Genomic DNA, 17,079 nt, shown 5'->3' with positions numbered 1-17,079 from the left:
TGCCATCAAAAAAAGCAGGGGGCCATTTTCATGCGCGTTCATTCGATGCTCCGCAGCGCTGCCGGACTGTCCGGCGGTCGCGATTTTCTCGTACGCCCGATCGTTGCGAGCATTTTCACAGTGCTCGCTTTCACAGCATCCACTGCCGGTGCACAGGTCGTCACCGCCAATCCGATTCTCTTCGTCACGCAGACACCGGCCGCCGGATTCGGTTCGGTCGCGGCGGTGTTCGGCAATCATCAGCCTTCGATCGACGCCGCTCCGCGCGGCGGCGACCTGATGCTGAGATATCCGGATGGCACGCTGCGCTCGCTGACCGCCGAGGCCGGCTACGGCAACTCCGGCATGCAGGGCGCGAGCTCGATCGCGGTGCGCGAACCGTGCGTGCACTGGAACGGGCAGAAAGCGTTGTTCTCGATGATCGTCGGCGCAGCGACGCAGCAGTACCAGTCGCCGACCGCGCGCTGGCAGATCTACGAAGTGACCGGGCTCGGTGTCGGGCAGGTGGCCTCGATCCGCAAGATTTCCGGACAGCCGGGCTACAACAATGTCTCGCCGATCTATGCGACCGACGGCCGCATCCTGTTCACGTCCGACCGCCCGCGCGGAGGCGAAGCGCACCTTTACCCGCAGCGCGACGAGTACGAATCGTCACCGATCGTCTCCGGCATCTATGCGCTGGACGAGCAGGCCGGCACGTACGAGCTGCTCGAGCACTCGCCGAGCGGATCGACGTCGCTGTCGCTCGACACCTTCGGCCGCGTGATCTTCACCAAATGGGATCACCTGCAGCGTGACCAGCAGGGCGACGCTCCGGGCGTCGTCGCGTCCTACCAGTCGTTCACGTATGCGAGCGAAGCCGCCAACGCGGCCAAGACGCAGGTGCTGGCCGGTGCGGAAGTCTATCCGGAGCCGCGCTCGACGCAGGATCCCGCGTACTCGTCGAGCACCTCGCTTCACACGTTCAACCAGTTCTTTCCGTGGGAGATCAACCAGGACGGAACTGCCGAGGAGACGCTCAACCATGTCGGGCGCCAGGAGTTCGGCGGCGCGTACACCGAAGGCAGCTTTCCGGCCGATCCGAACCTGACGTACTACACATCCGACAGCCTGCACGCGAACACGCTGAAGATCGGCGGGGATGGCGGCCTGTTCCATCTTCGCGAGGATCCGAACGTGCCCGGCGATTTCCTCGCAACCAACGCTCCCGAATTCAGCACGGCGTCCGGCGGCAAGCTGATGCGCATCACCGGCGCACCGTCGATCAATCCGGAATCGATGCTGCTGATCGCGGTCACCCCGACCGCGAACGTGCCGCAAGCGACCGGATATTTCCGCAATCCGCTGCCGATGACCGACGGGAAGATCATCGCGGTGCACACCGACGCGACCGGTGCTGCAGCCAACCTCGGCAGCACCACGGCGCCGAACTGGAACTACGCCTACCGGCTCAAACTGCTGCAGACGTCCGGCGCGACGATGGTTGCCGGCCCCACGCTGACCAACGGCATCACCAAGACATTGAGCTGGTGGACGCCCGACCAGATGGCTTCGTGGACCGGCACGATGTGGGAGCTCGATCCGGTCGAAGTGGTCGCGCGGCCGGTTCCAACCGCGCGCGTCTCGGTGCTGCCGGCCATCGAAGCCGGCGTGTTCGCCGCCGAAGGCGTCAACGTCGCCGAGTTCCGCCAGTACCTGCGCGACAATTCACTTGCTCTGGTCGTCAGCCGCAACGTCACGCAGCGCGACCGCGCCGACGTGCAGCAGCCGTTCAACCTCTCGGTGCCGGGCGGCGTCCAGTCGATCGGAAAATCCGGAACCGTCTATGACATTTCCTACATGCAGTTCTTCCAGGCCGATGCGCTGCGCGGGTACGGGCCGATTGCCACTCCGAACGCGGGCCGGCGCCTTCTCGCAAGACCGATGCATGAGCCTGGGGTTTCTCAGGCTCCGGGCGCACCGAGCGGCGGTGTCGTGATCGCAGCCGACGGCTCGATGGCCGCGCTCGTTCCGGCCAAACGCGCGCTGTCGTGGCAGCTCACCGACGACCTCGGCACTCCGGTCGTCCGCGAGCGCAACTGGCTCAGCTTTCAGTCGGGCGAGATCCGCGTGTGCGCGAACTGTCACGGCATCAACACCAAGAGCCAGACCGGCGCGCCGGCGCCCGTCAACGAACCACAGGCGCTGCACGACCTGCTCGCGGCGTGGTCCGGTGGAGGCGGCGGCGGCACCACGACGACGACGCTTCCAGGAGGAGGCGGCGGCAGTACGACGACGACCCTTCCGGACGGAGGCGGAGACGGTTCGTGCACCAGCGGAATCGCGCTCGAGAACGCGAGCCTCAAGGCCGCTGCCGCACCGATGTCGGTCAAGTTCCACGCGGACGCGCTGCTCGACACGCCATGGACCGTCGATCCGGCGACGAGCGGAGCTCACATCGTGATCGACGGCCTGCTTGATGCGACCATTCCGGGCGGCGCCGGCTGGACGACCAAGGCTTCGGGGTGGATCTATCGCAACAGTCTCGGTGCGGTCTCGGGCGTGACGTCGGTCAAGATCCGCAATCGCTCGATGGTCGAAGACGGTCGCATTGCCATCAAGGTTCGCGCGTCGGGCCCGCCGTCGACGCTGCCGTCGGCGTCGGGCCTCGGCGCGATGGTCGTGTTCGGCGCAGCCGACGAGTGCGCGAGCATCGCGTGGAACGGGCCCGGCGGCGCCGCACCGCACTGCGAAGGCGACACCGATCGCCTCGCTTGCCGCTGATCCAACCGACGCATAGCCTCCGGATCCGCACGCCAGGTGCGGCGGATCCGGAGGCGCGTTGGCCGACATCTCTTCCCTGCAGCTTCTTTCGATCGCATGCCTCGGCATCTACACCGGGGCGATGCTGACGGAAGGGTTCCTCAACGTTCCGTACTGGCGATCGCTTCCACCGTCCGAGTTCTTTTCATGGTACGCCGCCAACGACCGGCGGCTCATCGGCTATTTCCGGCCGCTGACGTCGATCACCGCCCTCGTCGCAATTGCCGCGGCGATCACGCTCTGGTGGACGAATCATCCCGCGCGCGTCGGCGCCACGATCTCGGCCGTGCTGATGGCCCTGATGATCGTGATGTTCTTCGCGATCTTCCGCGCCATCAACGAAAGCTTCGCCCACGCGTCGATCTCGCCTGCCGAGTTGCCGGACGCCCTCGAGCGCTGGGGCCGGTGGCATGAGGTGCGAATCGTGCTGAGCGTCGTCGCGCTTGGAGCTTCGCTGTGGCCGCTCGCGCCGTGACCGCGGATCGGGCGTTGCGCGACCCGGACCGATCCGCAGGACAAAGCCGCCCATGAACATCCGCGATGCGACGCCGGGCGATCTCGCGCGCATCGTCGAGATCTACAACGCGGCGATTCCGGGCCGCCGCGCGACAGCCGACACCGAGCCGATCACCGCCATGAGCCGCGCCGCGTGGTTTCGCGAGCACGACCCGCAGTGCCATCCGCTGTGGGTCGCCGAAGCCGCAGGAAGCGCTGCGCGGAGCGGCGCTTCGATTGCCGGCTGGCTCAGTTTCCAGCCGTTCTACGGCCGGCCCGCCTATCGCGCGACGGCCGAGCTCAGCGTGTACGTCGCACCCGATCACCAGCGCCGCGGAGTCGGAAGGGCACTCATCGGCCGCGCGATCGACCGGGCGCCCTCCCTCGGCCTGAAAACGCTGCTCGGCTTCATCTTCGGTCACAACGATCCGAGCCTCACGCTGTTCGAAGCCTTCGGATTCCGCCGCTGGGGAGAGCTGGCGCGCGTCGCCGAGCTCGACGGCATCGAGCGCGATCTCGTCATCGTCGGCCTTCGTCTCGACGAACGAGAGTAGGCGCGGCCTGCCAGCCTTGACCGATGCACCGGGCCACATCGCATCGGCGGGCCTGCTCATCGGCACGGATCGCGCTCGCTTCCTCGTCGAATGGCGGAACGCGCGCCGGAACTGTGATCTTCGGCCGTGCCAGGTCGTATGATCGTCTGCCTGTGCCGAATCGCTCATTCGTCCGGCTCCGTGCGACTCCGGGGGTCGTCAGGCGTGACTCCCGGGCGGTCATCCGGTAAAAGCGATGGAGCCGTGCTTGCGCCGGCGGCGCAGGCAGGCCGCGGAATCCCGGGACTTTCCCGGCAAAACCTTGCGGGCAGGTGGCGGATCGCCGGAGTGGAGGCGGTCGGCCGGATTGGGACCAGATCGAAGAACCGCGAAGCTCACGTTGGGAAAAAGGTACAAAGGAGGAGCCGAATGAAATTCGGACGCATGCTTGTCTTGTCGTTCGCCGCGATGATCGTCGCGGCGCCGGCCGTTTACGCCCAGGACGACGATCTGGGCGAGCTGACCACAAAGAAGCCGGCCAGGCGGCAGACGGTCGAAGAGGAAAACAACGACCCGGCGCGCTCGGGCCCGATGCTCGGATTCGGCGCGACCTATGCGCACGCCAATTTCGATGGCGTCGGCAAGTCGGCCCCGACTACTCCCGCCGGCCAGGGACAGAACGAGATCGATGCCCGTGACAGCGGCGGCTACAACGCGCACCTTGGATACCGGTTCAATCGCTGGACCGCGAGCGACCTCGACATCGAGCGCTACCAGAAGTTCAACGCCAGCGGCGGTCATGGGCACAACGATGACGTCGGACAGGTCAACGGATGGGCGCTCGGAATCGATCAGAAAGTGTACTTTCTGCCCGGCCGCATCCAGCCGCTCGCGCTGATCGGGCTCAACTATCTGAGCATGGAAACCAACGTCAACAACGCGGAGAACAAGAACAAGACCGATGACGGCGCCGCGTTGCGCTTCGGCATCGGACTCGACGGGTACGTGACCAACAAGCTCGTGCTGACGACCGGCGTCAGCTACATGCTCGGCGTCGGCCAGGTCGACGGCTACGACATGGTGCTGGTCGGTCTCGGGTTCCTCTACCGGCCCTGATCATCGCGAACTGCGAATCAAAAAAGCCGGCCAGCCGTTCGCGCTGGCCGGCTTTTTTTTCGTCGCGCGCCCGTCCGTGCCAAGGAGGCCGTGGGGCCGACGTTCACGCAGGAGGCCGCGAGGCCGACGCTCACGCAGGAAGCCGTGGGCCCGACATTCCCGGAAGGAGGCCGTGAATCCATGCCGATCTATCACGGAGCCTGTCACTGCGGCCGCGTCACCTTCGAAGTGGACGCGAGCCCGACGCGTCTTTCCGTCTGCAACTGCTCGATGTGCTCGGCGAAAGGCGCGGTCTACGTACCGGTCGCCGAGATCGCCGCGGTAACGATCCTGTCGGGCGAGGACGAGATCACGGCGTACCGCTTCAACACCGGCACTGCGACGCACATGTTCTGTCGGCATTGCGGAATTCACCCATTCCATCGCCCGCGCATGGACCCGTCGCGCTGGAGCGTCAACGCCCGCTGCCTTCGCGATCTCGACATCGCGTCGCTGCCGATCGTGACATTCGACGGACAGAACTGGGACGAAGCCGCGCGCCAGCACGGCTGGAGGAAGTAAGTCATGACGGTCGAAGTCCTCGGCATCGATCATGTGTATCTCGCCGTCCGCGACCTCGAGGTGTCGCGTCGCTACTACGACGTCGTGATGCGGATCCTCGGATTTCGCAGCGGCAGATTCGAGATCGGCGGAGAGCCGCACGCGTCGTACTACAACCGCCATTTCGGCTTCGTGCTGAGACCTGCCCGCAGCGCGCAGCCGCACGATCCGTATGCGTCCGGCCTTCACCATTTCTGTTTCCGCGTGGAGACGGCCGACGACGTCAGGGCGGTGGCCGATGCGCTTCGCCGCGAAGGCCTCGAGGTGACCGAGCCGAAGCTCTATCCGCAGTATGCCGACGATTACTTCGCCGCGTTCTTCGACGATCCCGACGGTATCCGCCTCGAGGTCACGAACTATCGCAGCGAACGCCGCGAACGCCACGACCACTGGACACCGCCCGAGGCTTGAGATGACGACCGCCGCCACCTCCAGCAACATCGACCCGTTCGTGCGCACGCTGCTGCGCGCAAGCGGCCCGATCAACGCGTTCGGCGCGCTGATCTTCGCGCCGCCGTTCCCATACGTGCGCCGCCTGTTCGGCCTGCCCGACGGATCGCCGGTCTATCTTTGGGTACTGTCGATCTGGATCTTCGTGTTCGGCATCGCGTACTGGCAGATCGGCGTGTCAGGTCGCGCCGACCGCACATTCCTCGCCGTCGGCGCCGCCGGCAAAGCCGCCTTCGCACTCGTCCTGATCCTCGCCGCCGCAACCGGCACGCTTCCCGGCACAGCCGTTCTGATAGGCCTCCCCGACCTCGCCATCGCCGCAGTCTTCGCAGCATGGCTGCTGCGAACGCGCGACTGACTATCCAAGGAATCACTCAAGCGACGGGAGTGTTCGTTCCACCAGCCGGGCGTCGAGAAGGGTCCAGATGCGAGGCGGATTCCGGCGTAGAGAGGGAGTCGTACTTCCCGTACGTCGACCGAACGAAGCCGGAATCCAACGAAGCAGATGGGCCCTTATCGACGTCCGGCCCACCAATCGAGCGCTGACGTTAGATGCACGGCGGACAGGTCAACGTGATGTCCTGCCCGACCGCCTTCTTCAGCACGCGCAGCGCATCCGTAGCCGTGATCTTGGTGCTGTTGTCGACGTCGCAGGTGCAAAGCTGACAACTCAAGCTTCCCACCGCCGCCTTGAGCACGAACAGCGCGTCGCTCGCGACCACCGCGCGCACACCACCGGCGATGACCCGGTTGGCCCGCCTTGTATTCGCGACGAGCGCGATCGGATCGCCGCACGGCCGGTCGACGGGGATTGTCGTCGATGTCGACGTCGAGGTCGAGGTCGAGGACGTGGTGGTCGTCGTCGTGGTCGTCGTCAGCACCGCGTAGTCGAACGTGACGGTGATCGGCGTGTGATCCGAGAGCTCGCCGTCGTCGTCCGAGAACATTTCCTTGAGCGCGTCATAGCTCTGCGGCGCGAGCGCGAGCACCGTTCCGTCGCGATAGAAGATCTTGTCGACCAGCTCGCAGTTGGCGCCGCCCGGGTCGGTCGGGCAATCGGTATCGATCGGCGCACCGGCGGTCGGCACGATGCCGCTGCGGCGAAGCTCGACCCACACATCCTTGACGCCGGTGCCGTTGAGCAGCTCCTGGATGTTGTCGTTGCCGAGCCGCGTGTAGAGGCTGTTGGTGTCGCCGAGCACGATCAGCGGCCGCGTTGGCGCCGAGTTCGCATTGATGGCGTCGACGAGCTGCAGGATGTTCTTGCGGCGCGCCTCACGGCTTCCGCTGTCCTGGCCTGCGTCCGCATGGAGCGTGTACACGTCGACCGAGACGTTCTCTTCGAGAAAGACCTTCGAGTACGTAAAGCCCTTGTTGGTTCCGCAATCGCTGCCGTTGTCGAATGTGCCGAAGCAGTCGTCCCACTGCGTCCTGGTGAAGCCGGTGATCGGGAAATCCGAAAGATTGGTAAGGCCGTCGCCGATGTTGGTCGGGCCGCCGTTGTCCTTGGCGGTGATGTATGCGTAGCTGACCGTCTGCGGATTGGTCAGCGTGTCGTAGTAGTCCTGGTAGAAGACTTCCTGCAGCCCGACAAACGCATCCATGCCGACGTACGGCGGCGCCGGCGTGTGGTAATCCTCGAGCAGCGGCGCGATCTCGCCGATTTCCGTGTGGCGGTCCTCGATCACCTGGGGCGGCAGGCCGCGGACGTTGTAGCTCATGACCGAGAACGTTCCCGCGAACGACGCCGCCGGCAGCAGCGCGAACGAAATCCCCGCCATCACTGCGGAAACGCGAATTGCCGCCATACTGGTGTGGTTCGCAAAGCCTCGTCGCATCGTCCGGACCTCCGTCGTCATGGATCTCTTCGAATCGGAATCGCGATCATACCGGATTTGTCCCTGCAGGCCAGACCCGCCCGGCTGACAGCGGCGACCGATCATGACAAGGGTCGAATGAAGGGCACAAGGAGCCGGTCGGGATGGATTTCTGGTTCGAGTTCGGAAGCACCTATTCGTATCCGTCGGCCATGCGCGTCGAAGACGAAGCCCGCGCGCGAGGTGTCGCGCTGCGCTGGCGACCGTTCCTTCTCGGTCCGATCTTCCGGACTCAGGGGTGGCTGGATTCGCCGTTCAATATCTACCCGGTCAAGGGGAAATACATGTGGCGCGACCTCGCGCGCATCTGCGCCGCGCAGAACATTCCGCTGCGGCATCCGACGAGCTTTCCGCGTAACGGGCTCGTCGCCGCGCGCATCGCCGCACGTTTCGACGACGCGCCGTGGGTGCCTGCGTTCGTACGCGGAATCTACGAGGCCAACTTCGCCAGGGACGAAGAGATCTCGGATCCCGCCGTGGTTGCCTCCGTGCTCGCCGCCGTCGGCCAGCCGGCCGAGCTCGTCCGCGAAGCCTCGAGCGAAGAGGCCAAGTCGAAGCTGCGCACGAATACCGACGAAGCGATCGCGCTCGGCATCTTCGGCGCGCCGAGTTTCGTCGTCGGCGGCGAGCTGTTCTGGGGCAACGACCGCCTCGAAACCGCGCTCGCATGGAAGGCGTGAAAGCGTTCGCGATCCGGCGCAATCGGCGATCGCCGGATTCGCTTCGCGCCGACCGAAATGCGGCTGCCTTGGCCGATCGCGCGCGATCGGGTACGGTCTGCGCAGCATGATCGGCCCTACCGTACGCACGATCGTTCCGCCGCCTGCACGCCTGCTGCTCGGCGAGCTTCGCGGCGCCGTCGAGCCTGCGCGACTGCTGCTGCGCGCGCCGCTTCTGGCAACGCTTCCGCGCGGACGCGGCGCACACGTCGTCGTGCTTCCCGGTTACGGTGCGAGCGAATCCTCGACGGCGGTCCTGCAGGGCTTTCTTCGCCTGCTCGGCTATCGCAGCTTTCACTGGGGTCTCGGCCGCAACACCGGCAACGTCGCGCGCCTGATGCCGCGCGTGCTTGCGCGAATCTCCGAGATCGCTCCCGAAGCCGACGCCGAAGTGCATCTGCTTGGCTGGAGCCTCGGCGGATATATCGCCCGCGAGGCCGCGCGCGAGCGGCCCGACCTCATCCGCAGCGTGATCACGCTCGGAAGCCCGGTCGTCGGCGGCCCCAAGTACACGACCGTAGCCGGCCGTTATCGCCGCCGCGGTTTCGATCTCGACGAGCTCGAGCGGCTCGTCGACGCGCGCTACGACCGGCCGCTAAGCGTGCCGGTTACCGCCATCTTCTCGAAGGCCGACGGCATCGTGGCATGGGAAGCCTGCATCGACCGCAGAAGCCCCGGCATCGAGCACGTCGAGGTGCGCACCACTCACATCGGCCTCGGATTCTGTCCCGAGGTCTACCGGATCATCGCCGATCGCCTCGCCCGTCACTCGCGCCGCAATTCCTGAGCCGGCTTTGCTTGCTGCCGCGCACGCCTTCGGGCCACTCGAGCTGCTGGCGGTTGCAGCGGCGGCCGTTGCCGCCGGAGCCGTCAATGCGCTTGCAGGCGGCGGCACGCTGATCACGTTCCCCGTGCTGATGGCCGCGGGCATGCCCGCGCTGGCCGCAAACATCACGAACACGGTCGCGCTGTGTCCCGGTCACATCGGCGCCACGCTTGCGCAAGCCGCGGCGCTGCGCGGACAGCGTCCGCTTCTCGCGATGCTCGTTCCCGCAGGAATCATCGGCGGCCTCATCGGAGGCCTGCTGCTGCTTCACACCGGTGAAAAAACGTTTCGCGACGTCGTTCCGGTTCTTCTGCTGGCGTCGTCGATCCTGCTCGCGATGCAGGATCGCGTGAGGGCGATGCTTGCGGCGCGCGAGCTGCGTCGCGGCACGAATCACGGGCATGCGCACTGGGCACCGCTCGTGGTGGGCACGGCTGCGATCTATGGCGGCTACTTCGGCGCAGGTCTCGGAGTGGTGCTGCTCGCGGCGCTCGGCACCGTGCTCGACGAGCCGCTGCCGCGGCTGAACGCGCTCAAGCAGGTCGTCGCGCTCGTCGTCAATGTTGCCGCCGCCGTGTTCTTCGTGTTCTCGGGCAGCATCGACTGGATCGTCACGGCCGCGATGGCGGTCGGCGCGCTGATCGGCGGCGCGCTCGGCGGCTATCTTGCGGGCAGGGTAAACGCCGGCGCGCTGCGCGGCGTGATGGTCGCCATCGGTGCCGTTCTCGCAGTCTTCTACTGGATGCATTAGGCATCGGGCTCCCGGGCTTATCGGAGGTTCCAATGGCCAGTTCCGGAAACACGGCAAAGTCAGTTTTTCTTACGGGTGCATCGGGCGGTCTCGGTGAAGGCATGGCGCGCGGCTTCGCGCGCCGCGGTTACGCGCTCGCGCTGACGGCTCGACGCACCGACAAGCTGGAAGCGCTGGCCGCCGAGCTCCGTACCGGCGGCGCAGCGAACGTGATCGTGCGGGGCCTCGACGTCACCGACTTCGCATCGGTGCCGCGCGTGCTGAACGAGGCGGCCGACGCGCTCGGCGGCCTCGACATCGTGATCGCGAATTCCGGAATCGGCGGTTCGACCCCGATCGGCAAAGGCGCGTTCGATGCCGCGCGCCAGGTGGTCGAGACCAACCTGCTCGGCGCGATGGCCACGATCGACGCCGCCGTCGAGCTCTTCTACCGGCAGCGTCGCGGCCACGTCGTCGGCGTCACGTCGGTTGCCGCGGTGCGCGGGTTGCCGAACCAGGGCGCCTATTCGGCCAGCAAGTCGGGGCTTTCGCGCTATCTCGAAGCCGTGCGCGCCGAAGTCGCCGGCAGCGGCATCCGCGTCAGCGATCTCGCGCCCGGGTTCATCGATACCGAGATCAACCGGCACATGCCGAGCCGCCCGTTCGTGGTCTCGGCCGAGACCGGAACCGAGGCGATGGTTTCGATGATCGAAGGCGGCACCGGCTTCGCGTACGTACCAAGGATGCCGTGGACGGTGCTCGCGCAGCTCCTCAAAGTGCTGCCGGCGCGGCTGCTGACGGTGACGCGCTAGCAAAATGCCGTGGCCGGAAATCGCTCGGCTAGCTGCCCGGTTGCGTGCTAGAACGGGCACGGCCGCGTACCGGACCGCGGCGAACGGCAATTGGAAGAGGGGAATGACCGGACTCTGTCGAATGAAATGCCGGCCGATTCGTTGGCCTGGCGAATGGTTTCGCGAATGGCCTCGCGGATGGCCTGGCCGCGCGTTGCTCGTTGCGCTTTCGCTGGGCGGCTTCGGCGCCACCGGCGCGCTCGGCGCGGCGGCTTTCGGCTGCGCGTCGCCGCCGCATCAACCGGTGCACATCCGCCGCACGACGCCGCGGCTTACACCTGCCGACCTCGAACCGGACGCCGCTTCGGCCGAACCGCGTTACATCGGATGGGGTGAGCACACCGTCGCCACCCGTCTTGCCGAAATCGGAGACCGCGCGCGCAGCCGCTGGAAACCGTACTTCGACCGCGCCGGCGTTTCGTACCCGCCGGCGAGCGCCGAGATCGTCGTGCTCAAGCGCGAGCGGCGCGTCGAAGTCTACGCCGGCCAGTCGCCGTATGCCCTGTCGTTCGTGCGTACGATCGCGATCGAAGCCGCAAGCGGCGGACCGGGACCCAAGCTGCGCGAAGGCGACCGCCAGGTGCCCGAAGGCATCTACGAAATCGAAAAGCTCAATCCGAACAGCGCGTACCACGTCTCGATGCGGCTCTCGTATCCGAACGCGTTCGACCAGCGCATGGGAGAGCGCGACCGCCGCCCGCGCCTCGGCGGCGACATCATGATTCACGGCGGCTCCAAATCGATCGGCTGCGTGGCCGTCGGTGACATTGCTGCCGAGGATCTGTTCGTGCTGAGCGCCGATGCCGGACTCGAGCACGTCTCGGTGCTGATCGCGCCGCGCGATTTTCGCCGGACCGGCGAGTCCGAACCCGCTGCAGGCCAGCCGTCGTGGGTTCACGAGCTTTACGTGGACCTCAGCCGCAGCCTGCGAATCCTGCCCGCGCCGGTGCCCATTGCGGCCGGCCGCTCGCCCGAGGACACGCTGGCCTCCGGCACCTCGGTTCACTGAAGCGCCGAGCATCGCGGCGTCCCGGCGGTTGCCGGCCTTTCGCGCCATCGCCAGGGTCTGCGTATTTCTCCGGCCCGCACCGGCCTCGACTCCGGGGAGCACCCTGCTAAGGAAGCGCGATGTCCGACATCATCTCCGGCCCGGAAGCGCTTCGCCGTCTGCGCGACGGCAACGAACGGTACGTCTCCAACGTGCGCAGCCTCGATTCGCTGCTGAGCTACATGCACCGCGCCGAGCTCGCGGCCGGGCAGTCGCCGATTGCGATCATTCTCGGCTGCTCGGATTCGCGCGTGCCGGCCGAAGTCGTCTTCGACCAGGGGCTGGGAGATCTCTTCGTGATTCGCGTGGCGGGCAACATCGTCGCGCCGTCACAGGTCGGCAGCGTCGAGTTTGCCGCCTCGCTGTTCGGCTCACGGCTGGTCGTCGTGCTCGGACACACCGAGTGCGGTGCGATCAAGGCGACCGTCGACGAGCTCGAAGGTCATCCGAGTCCCGAATCGTCCAATCTACGCTTCATCGTCGATTCGGTGCGCCCGGCCGTCGAGCCGCTGATGAAAACCCGGATTGCGGGCGAACATGACGCGCTGATGAAGGCGGCTGGTCGCGCCAACGTGGAGGCCACGGCCAATCATCTTCGCCGCGGCTCGCCGCTGCTCGAGAAGCTGATCTCCGAAAAGGGCCTGCTCGTGGTCGGCGCAGAATACGATCTGGCAAGCGGTCGAGTCGATTTCTTCGACGGGGTGCCGGACTGAACGCTGGCCGCGCGGCGCGGCATCCGGCGCGAGTGCCTGCGGGCGTGACTTTACGTTCGCCGCCCACAGTGCCTCCGCGTGAAGGCGTATCGCCGGCATCAGATTGCGCCACCCCCGTCCGCCGCAGCGCACTTCAGAAGGCTTTCCGCTCCGCGGCGCCCGGTCCGGTCAATGTTCGCCCGCAACAAACCGAACGTCTCTGGAAAGGAATTCTGAAGAAGCGTAACGTTCGTTCGTCCTAAAATCGCTCGGGAAGCGTGACGGCGGAGGTGCCGGCCGCAAGCCCCGGCAGACATGGTCCGGCAGGCCATGAGGAGAGGAAAAGAGATGATGAAAACTGGCATGAGAATCCTGGCAGCGGCAATTCTCGCCACGGCGCTTGGGGCTTCGACGGCTCATGCCGGCGGACACTACGGCGGTGGCGGCGGCCATTACGGCGGCGGCGGTCATTACAGCGGTGGACACTACGGTGGTGGACACTACGGCGGCGGCCATTACGGCGGTCACTATGGTGGGCACTACGGCGGTCACTACGGTCACTACGGCTACTATCCGGGTTGGGCGATCGGCCTCGGCATTACGAGCGCGTTCCTCGGAGCAGCGGCAGTAGCGGCAGATCCGTACTACTACGCTCCGCGCGTGTACTACCCGCCGGTCTATTACGGCTACGGTCCGTACTACGCGCCGGGCCCGTACTACAGGTACTAGATTCCGGAAGCCGGCTGGTCCGGCAGGACGGTTGCGAAGGGCGAAGCTGCGAAAGCAGCTTCGCCCTTCTTTTTTTCAGCGCGCGATGAACGCAGCCGCTGCGTCGCCGACGTAGCGCATGACATCCGCGCGGCTGACCGCACGGGGCAGAAGGATCAGCCGGTCGACTCCGAGATCCTCATAGCGCCGTACCGCGTCCGCGTCCGGAAGGCCGGCCGGCGGCGTCACGCTGATCTCGAGCGGCCCGAGCGACTGCGGACGTTCCCGGCGTTCGGCGGCGCTGCGAAGACCTTCCAGGCATCGCGCGGTCTGCTCGACGTCCTGAGAGAACCCGTACCAGCCTGCCGCGATCTCGACGGCTCGCCCGAATGCCGCCGCAGTGTGACCGCCGAAGACGATCGGCGGATGCGGCTTCTGCACCGGCCGCGGCTGCGCGTCGACGCCCGAAAAACTTGCGAAGCGACCTTCGTAAGTGGGTGAGGGCTGCGTCCAGATCGCCTGCATCGCACGAAGGTAGTCCATCGTGCGAGCGCCTTTGTTCTCGAACGGAATGCCGAGCGCGCGGAACTCGGCCTCGAGATAACCGACGCCCACGCCGAACAGCAGCCGGCCTCCGGAGACGATGTCGAGCGTCGCGAGCTCCTTGGCAAGCACCAGCGGATTTCGCTGCGGCAGAATGATGATGCCTGTGCCGAGCAGGATCCGTTTCGTGTGCTGCGCGATGGCGGCGAGCGCGACGACCGGATCGAGCATCGGCGTCTGCGGCGGTACCGGAGACGGCGGCACCTGCGGATCCGGCAGCACGACGTGCTCCCCGGTCCACAGCGAATCGAACCCTGCCTGCTCGGCCGCGCGTGCGATCTCGATCGCCACGGCCGGCTCGGCGCATGCGCCGAAATTGATGCCGAACAGTCCGAATTTCATGCGTGACCTCCGAAGAACCCGGGCACGGGTAGACCGCGCCCGGCAGGATCGCAACGCGAGCGGCACGCTGCAGTTTTCACATGTGTCCGCCGAGCCAGCGCTGGAGCGGCCGGTTCATGGCCCACATCGTCGCACCGGTTGCGATCGCGAGCACGGCCAGCATCGCGAAGAACTGGTTGCCCGGAAGCACCGAATAGAAGGTGCCGAGCAGGCCGCTCATGTAGTTGCCGAAAAAGCTCGACAGGAACCACATGCCCATCAGCATCGATACGTAGCGACGCGGCGCCACCTTGGTAACCAGCGAGAGGCCGATCGGCGACAGGTAGAGCTCGCCGATCGTGAAGATGAACGTCGCGCCGACCAGCCACGAAATCGATCCACGACCCGGCGACGGCACGACTGTCGCTGCGGCAATCATCACGATGTATCCGACGCCGAGCAGCGCGCAGCCGATGGCCATCTTGACGACGCTCGACGGCTCGCCGCCCGCGCGCCTGGCCTGCCACGCCCAGACTGCGCTCAGCACCGGCGCAAACACGAAAATCATCAGAGGATTGAATGCCTGATACCACGTCGACGGCAGCTCGCGGCCGAACACGTGCCAGTCGGTGCGTGCGTCGGCCCACAGCTGCATCGTGTTGCCCTGCTGCTCGTAGACGCCCCAGAAGACGATATTCAGCACGCACAGCACGCACAGCGACAGGATTGCATACTTTTCGGCGGCCGTGAGCGGCGGACGGACGCCTGCGCGTTCGTCCTCTGCGTTCAGCGTGTCGGGCGCGAGCGTGCTCTGACCCAGAAAATAGACGACGAGCCCGAGCGCCATGCCGACGCCGGCCGACGCGAAGCCCCAGTGCCAGCCGAAGCGCTCGCTCTGCCCGAGCGTGCCGCAAACGAGCGGCGCGAAGAACGCGCCGAGGTTGATGCCCATGTAGAAGATCGTGAACGCAGCGTCGCGGCGCGGGTCGCCCTCGCCGTAGAGGCGTCCGACCTGCGTCGAGATGTTGGGCTTGAAGCAGCCGTTGCCGCAGATCAGGAAGAACAGCGCAACGAAGAACAGCGACTCGACCGCCATCAGGAAGTGGCCGATCATCATCAGCACTCCGCCGATGTAGACGCTCTTTCGCTGACCGAGCACGCGGTCGGCGAGCATCCCGCCGAAGAACGGCGTCAGGTAGACCAGGCCCGTGTAAAGGCCGTAGAGCTGCGACGCGAGCTGCTGCGTGTTCTGGCCTCCGAACACGCCTTCGATCGTGCTCCGGATTGCGTCGTACCCGAGGACGTTGTGCGCGCGCGCGTCGTCCGCGAACAGATAGCTCGTCATGTACAGCACGAGCAGCGCGCGCATCCCGTAGTAGCTCATCCGTTCCCACATCTCGGTGAAGAACAGGACGAACAGGCCCGCGGGATGGCCGAGAAACGTCCGCGCCGCGGCCGGCGGGACATGATCGAGGGAGGCTTCCAGAGCGCTGCGACGATAGCATCCCGCGCCGCGCCGGCGAACCGCCCGGGCTTGAGTCGGCGCCGTGAAACGGATCTGAACGCGACGGCGCAGCCGCGTCCGTCCCGTTCGATGAAGGAGGCTCACCGATGGTTGTCGTGCATCACCTGAACAATTCCCGCTCCCAGCGTGTGCTCTGGCTGCTCGAGGAGCTCGGTGTTCCGTACGAGGTCAAGCGCTACGAGCGCAACACCGAGACGATGCTGGCTCCCGATTCGCTGCGCGCCGTGCATCCGCTCGGCAAGTCTCCGGTGATCACCGACGGCGACCACACGGTCGCCGAGTCCGGCGCGATCGTCGAGTACCTCGTCGACAAGTACGGCAACGGGCGCCTGATCCCGCCGGCCGGAACGCCCGAGCGCCTTCGCTACACGTACTGGCTGCACTACGCCGAAGGCTCGGCGATGCCGCCGCTACTTCTCAAGCTCGTCTTCACGCGCCTCGAAACCGCGCCGGCTCCGTTCTTCGTCAAACCGATCATCCGGCGGATCGCCGATACTGCGATGAACACGTTCATCAATCCGCAGCTCGCCCGCCACCTCGACTACATGGAAGGCGAGCTTGGCCGCAGCCCGTGGTTCGCGGGCAGCGAGATGACGGCCGCCGACATCCAGATGAGCTTTCCTCTCGAAGCGGCAGCATCGCGCGCCGGCCTCGACAAATCCCGGCCGCGGCTGATGGACTTCCTCGCGCGCATCCATTCGCGTCCCGCCTACCGCAAGGCGCTCGAGCGCGGCGGCGAGTATGCGTACGCGAGCTGATTACGTCGAAGGGAATGACTGAGGTCGTATTGACGCCGTCCGCAGGTCGAGCGTAGGCTTGCCGCCAGCCTCCCGGAGAAAAACATCATGTTTCGAGTCACGCGCCTTCGTCCGGTGATTTCCGCGATCAGCATCGCCGCGTTCCTGCTCGCGGCTTCGCCCGCACGGGCCGTGTACGATCCTGCCGATTCCGACGTCACGCTGGATCAGGAAGCGTCCGAAGGGCCTGCGATCATTCTCGACGTCGTTATCGTGCGTCCGCTTGGCCTGGTGGCCACCGTGGTCGGCACCGCGTTATTCGTCGTCGCATTGCCGTTCGCAGCGGCGACGCGCGACTACGCGACGCCGGCGCACTTTCTGGTCGTCCAGCCGGCCCGCTTCACGTTCGAGCGGCCGCTCGGAGACTGGAGCGAGCAGTACTGATC

19 protein-coding genes are annotated in these 17,079 nt (G+C 66.1%); 16 read left to right on the top strand and 3 right to left on the bottom strand.

Annotation, left to right across the window (positions count from 1 at the left end; genetic code table 11):
* Window positions 1-120 precede the first annotated feature (120 nt).
* From VN634_04790 to VN634_04760, 7 genes are all read left to right on the top strand, one after another.
* On the top strand, window positions 121-2,763 hold the full coding sequence (locus VN634_04790) for a hypothetical protein (GenBank protein ID HXC50179.1): 2,643 nt from the start codon (window positions 121-123) through the stop codon (window positions 2,761-2,763).
* Window positions 2,764-2,821: 58 nt separating this feature from the next.
* Window positions 2,822-3,277, top strand: a complete 456-nt coding sequence (locus VN634_04785) for a DUF1772 domain-containing protein (GenBank protein HXC50178.1) — start codon at window positions 2,822-2,824, stop codon at window positions 3,275-3,277.
* Between the two features lie 52 nt (window positions 3,278-3,329).
* Window positions 3,330-3,851, top strand: a complete 522-nt coding sequence (locus VN634_04780) for a GNAT family N-acetyltransferase (protein HXC50177.1) — start codon at window positions 3,330-3,332, stop codon at window positions 3,849-3,851.
* Window positions 3,852-4,259: 408 nt separating this feature from the next.
* The gene (locus tag VN634_04775) at window positions 4,260-4,946 is read left to right on the top strand and encodes an outer membrane beta-barrel protein (GenBank protein ID HXC50176.1); all 687 of its coding nucleotides are present in this window, start codon (window positions 4,260-4,262) and stop codon (window positions 4,944-4,946) included.
* A gap of 90 nt (window positions 4,947-5,036) precedes the next feature.
* On the top strand, window positions 5,037-5,507 hold the full coding sequence (locus VN634_04770) for a GFA family protein (GenBank protein HXC50175.1): 471 nt from the start codon (window positions 5,037-5,039) through the stop codon (window positions 5,505-5,507).
* 3 nt (window positions 5,508-5,510) lie between these two features.
* The gene (locus VN634_04765; protein ID HXC50174.1) at window positions 5,511-5,957 is read left to right on the top strand and encodes a VOC family protein; all 447 of its coding nucleotides are present in this window, start codon (window positions 5,511-5,513) and stop codon (window positions 5,955-5,957) included.
* A 1-nt stretch (window position 5,958) separates the two neighbouring features.
* Window positions 5,959-6,354 (top strand): hypothetical protein, encoded by a 396-nt coding sequence (locus tag VN634_04760; protein HXC50173.1) that lies wholly within the window; start codon window positions 5,959-5,961, stop codon window positions 6,352-6,354.
* Window positions 6,355-6,544: 190 nt separating this feature from the next.
* Here the strand turns inward: VN634_04760 and VN634_04755 are convergent, their stop codons facing one another.
* Window positions 6,545-7,834, bottom strand: coding sequence for an endonuclease/exonuclease/phosphatase family protein (locus tag VN634_04755; protein HXC50172.1), 1,290 nt, complete (start codon window positions 7,832-7,834; stop codon window positions 6,545-6,547).
* A 143-nt stretch (window positions 7,835-7,977) separates the two neighbouring features.
* Between VN634_04755 and VN634_04750 the strand changes: the two genes are divergently transcribed.
* The 7 genes from VN634_04750 (at window position 7,978) to VN634_04720 (ending at window position 13,468) form a co-directional block, all read left to right on the top strand.
* Window positions 7,978-8,553 carry a 2-hydroxychromene-2-carboxylate isomerase gene (locus VN634_04750; GenBank protein HXC50171.1) on the top strand — a complete coding sequence of 192 codons (576 nt, stop codon included), beginning with the start codon at window positions 7,978-7,980 and terminating at the stop codon, window positions 8,551-8,553.
* Window positions 8,554-8,659: 106 nt separating this feature from the next.
* Complete coding sequence (locus tag VN634_04745; protein HXC50170.1) at window positions 8,660-9,379, top strand: alpha/beta hydrolase; 720 nt, start codon at window positions 8,660-8,662, stop codon at window positions 9,377-9,379.
* Between the two features lie 7 nt (window positions 9,380-9,386).
* On the top strand, window positions 9,387-10,169 hold the full coding sequence (locus VN634_04740; protein HXC50169.1) for a sulfite exporter TauE/SafE family protein: 783 nt from the start codon (window positions 9,387-9,389) through the stop codon (window positions 10,167-10,169).
* A gap of 32 nt (window positions 10,170-10,201) precedes the next feature.
* Complete coding sequence (locus VN634_04735; protein ID HXC50168.1) at window positions 10,202-10,960, top strand: SDR family oxidoreductase; 759 nt, start codon at window positions 10,202-10,204, stop codon at window positions 10,958-10,960.
* Between the two features lie 193 nt (window positions 10,961-11,153).
* Entirely contained in the window at window positions 11,154-12,008 is an 855-nt protein-coding gene (locus tag VN634_04730) for a L,D-transpeptidase family protein (GenBank protein HXC50167.1), read from the top strand.
* 119 nt (window positions 12,009-12,127) lie between these two features.
* Window positions 12,128-12,760, top strand: a complete 633-nt coding sequence (locus VN634_04725; GenBank protein ID HXC50166.1) for a carbonic anhydrase — start codon at window positions 12,128-12,130, stop codon at window positions 12,758-12,760.
* 342 nt (window positions 12,761-13,102) lie between these two features.
* Window positions 13,103-13,468 (top strand): hypothetical protein, encoded by a 366-nt coding sequence (locus VN634_04720; protein ID HXC50165.1) that lies wholly within the window; start codon window positions 13,103-13,105, stop codon window positions 13,466-13,468.
* A gap of 75 nt (window positions 13,469-13,543) precedes the next feature.
* Here the strand turns inward: VN634_04720 and VN634_04715 are convergent, their stop codons facing one another.
* Window positions 13,544-14,392: an LLM class F420-dependent oxidoreductase gene (locus tag VN634_04715; GenBank protein ID HXC50164.1), complete on the bottom strand. Its 849-nt coding sequence runs from the start codon at window positions 14,390-14,392 to the stop codon at window positions 13,544-13,546.
* 76 nt (window positions 14,393-14,468) lie between these two features.
* Window positions 14,469-15,980: a peptide MFS transporter gene (locus tag VN634_04710; protein ID HXC50163.1), complete on the bottom strand. Its 1,512-nt coding sequence runs from the start codon at window positions 15,978-15,980 to the stop codon at window positions 14,469-14,471.
* A 2-nt stretch (window positions 15,981-15,982) separates the two neighbouring features.
* Between VN634_04710 and VN634_04705 the strand changes: the two genes are divergently transcribed.
* Both VN634_04705 and VN634_04700 read left to right on the top strand, forming a co-directional pair.
* Complete coding sequence (locus VN634_04705) at window positions 15,983-16,654, top strand: glutathione S-transferase (protein HXC50162.1); 672 nt, start codon at window positions 15,983-15,985, stop codon at window positions 16,652-16,654.
* A gap of 87 nt (window positions 16,655-16,741) precedes the next feature.
* Complete coding sequence (locus tag VN634_04700) at window positions 16,742-17,077, top strand: hypothetical protein (protein HXC50161.1); 336 nt, start codon at window positions 16,742-16,744, stop codon at window positions 17,075-17,077.
* The last annotated feature ends 2 nt before the right edge of the window (window positions 17,078-17,079 follow it).

Source organism: Candidatus Limnocylindrales bacterium (assembly GCA_035571835.1).
Classification (GTDB): domain Bacteria; phylum Desulfobacterota; class Binatia; order UBA1149; family CAITLU01; genus DATNBU01.
The sequence above is the reverse complement of the archived record's forward strand: the minus strand, read 5'-3'. Positions and strand labels throughout refer to the sequence as shown.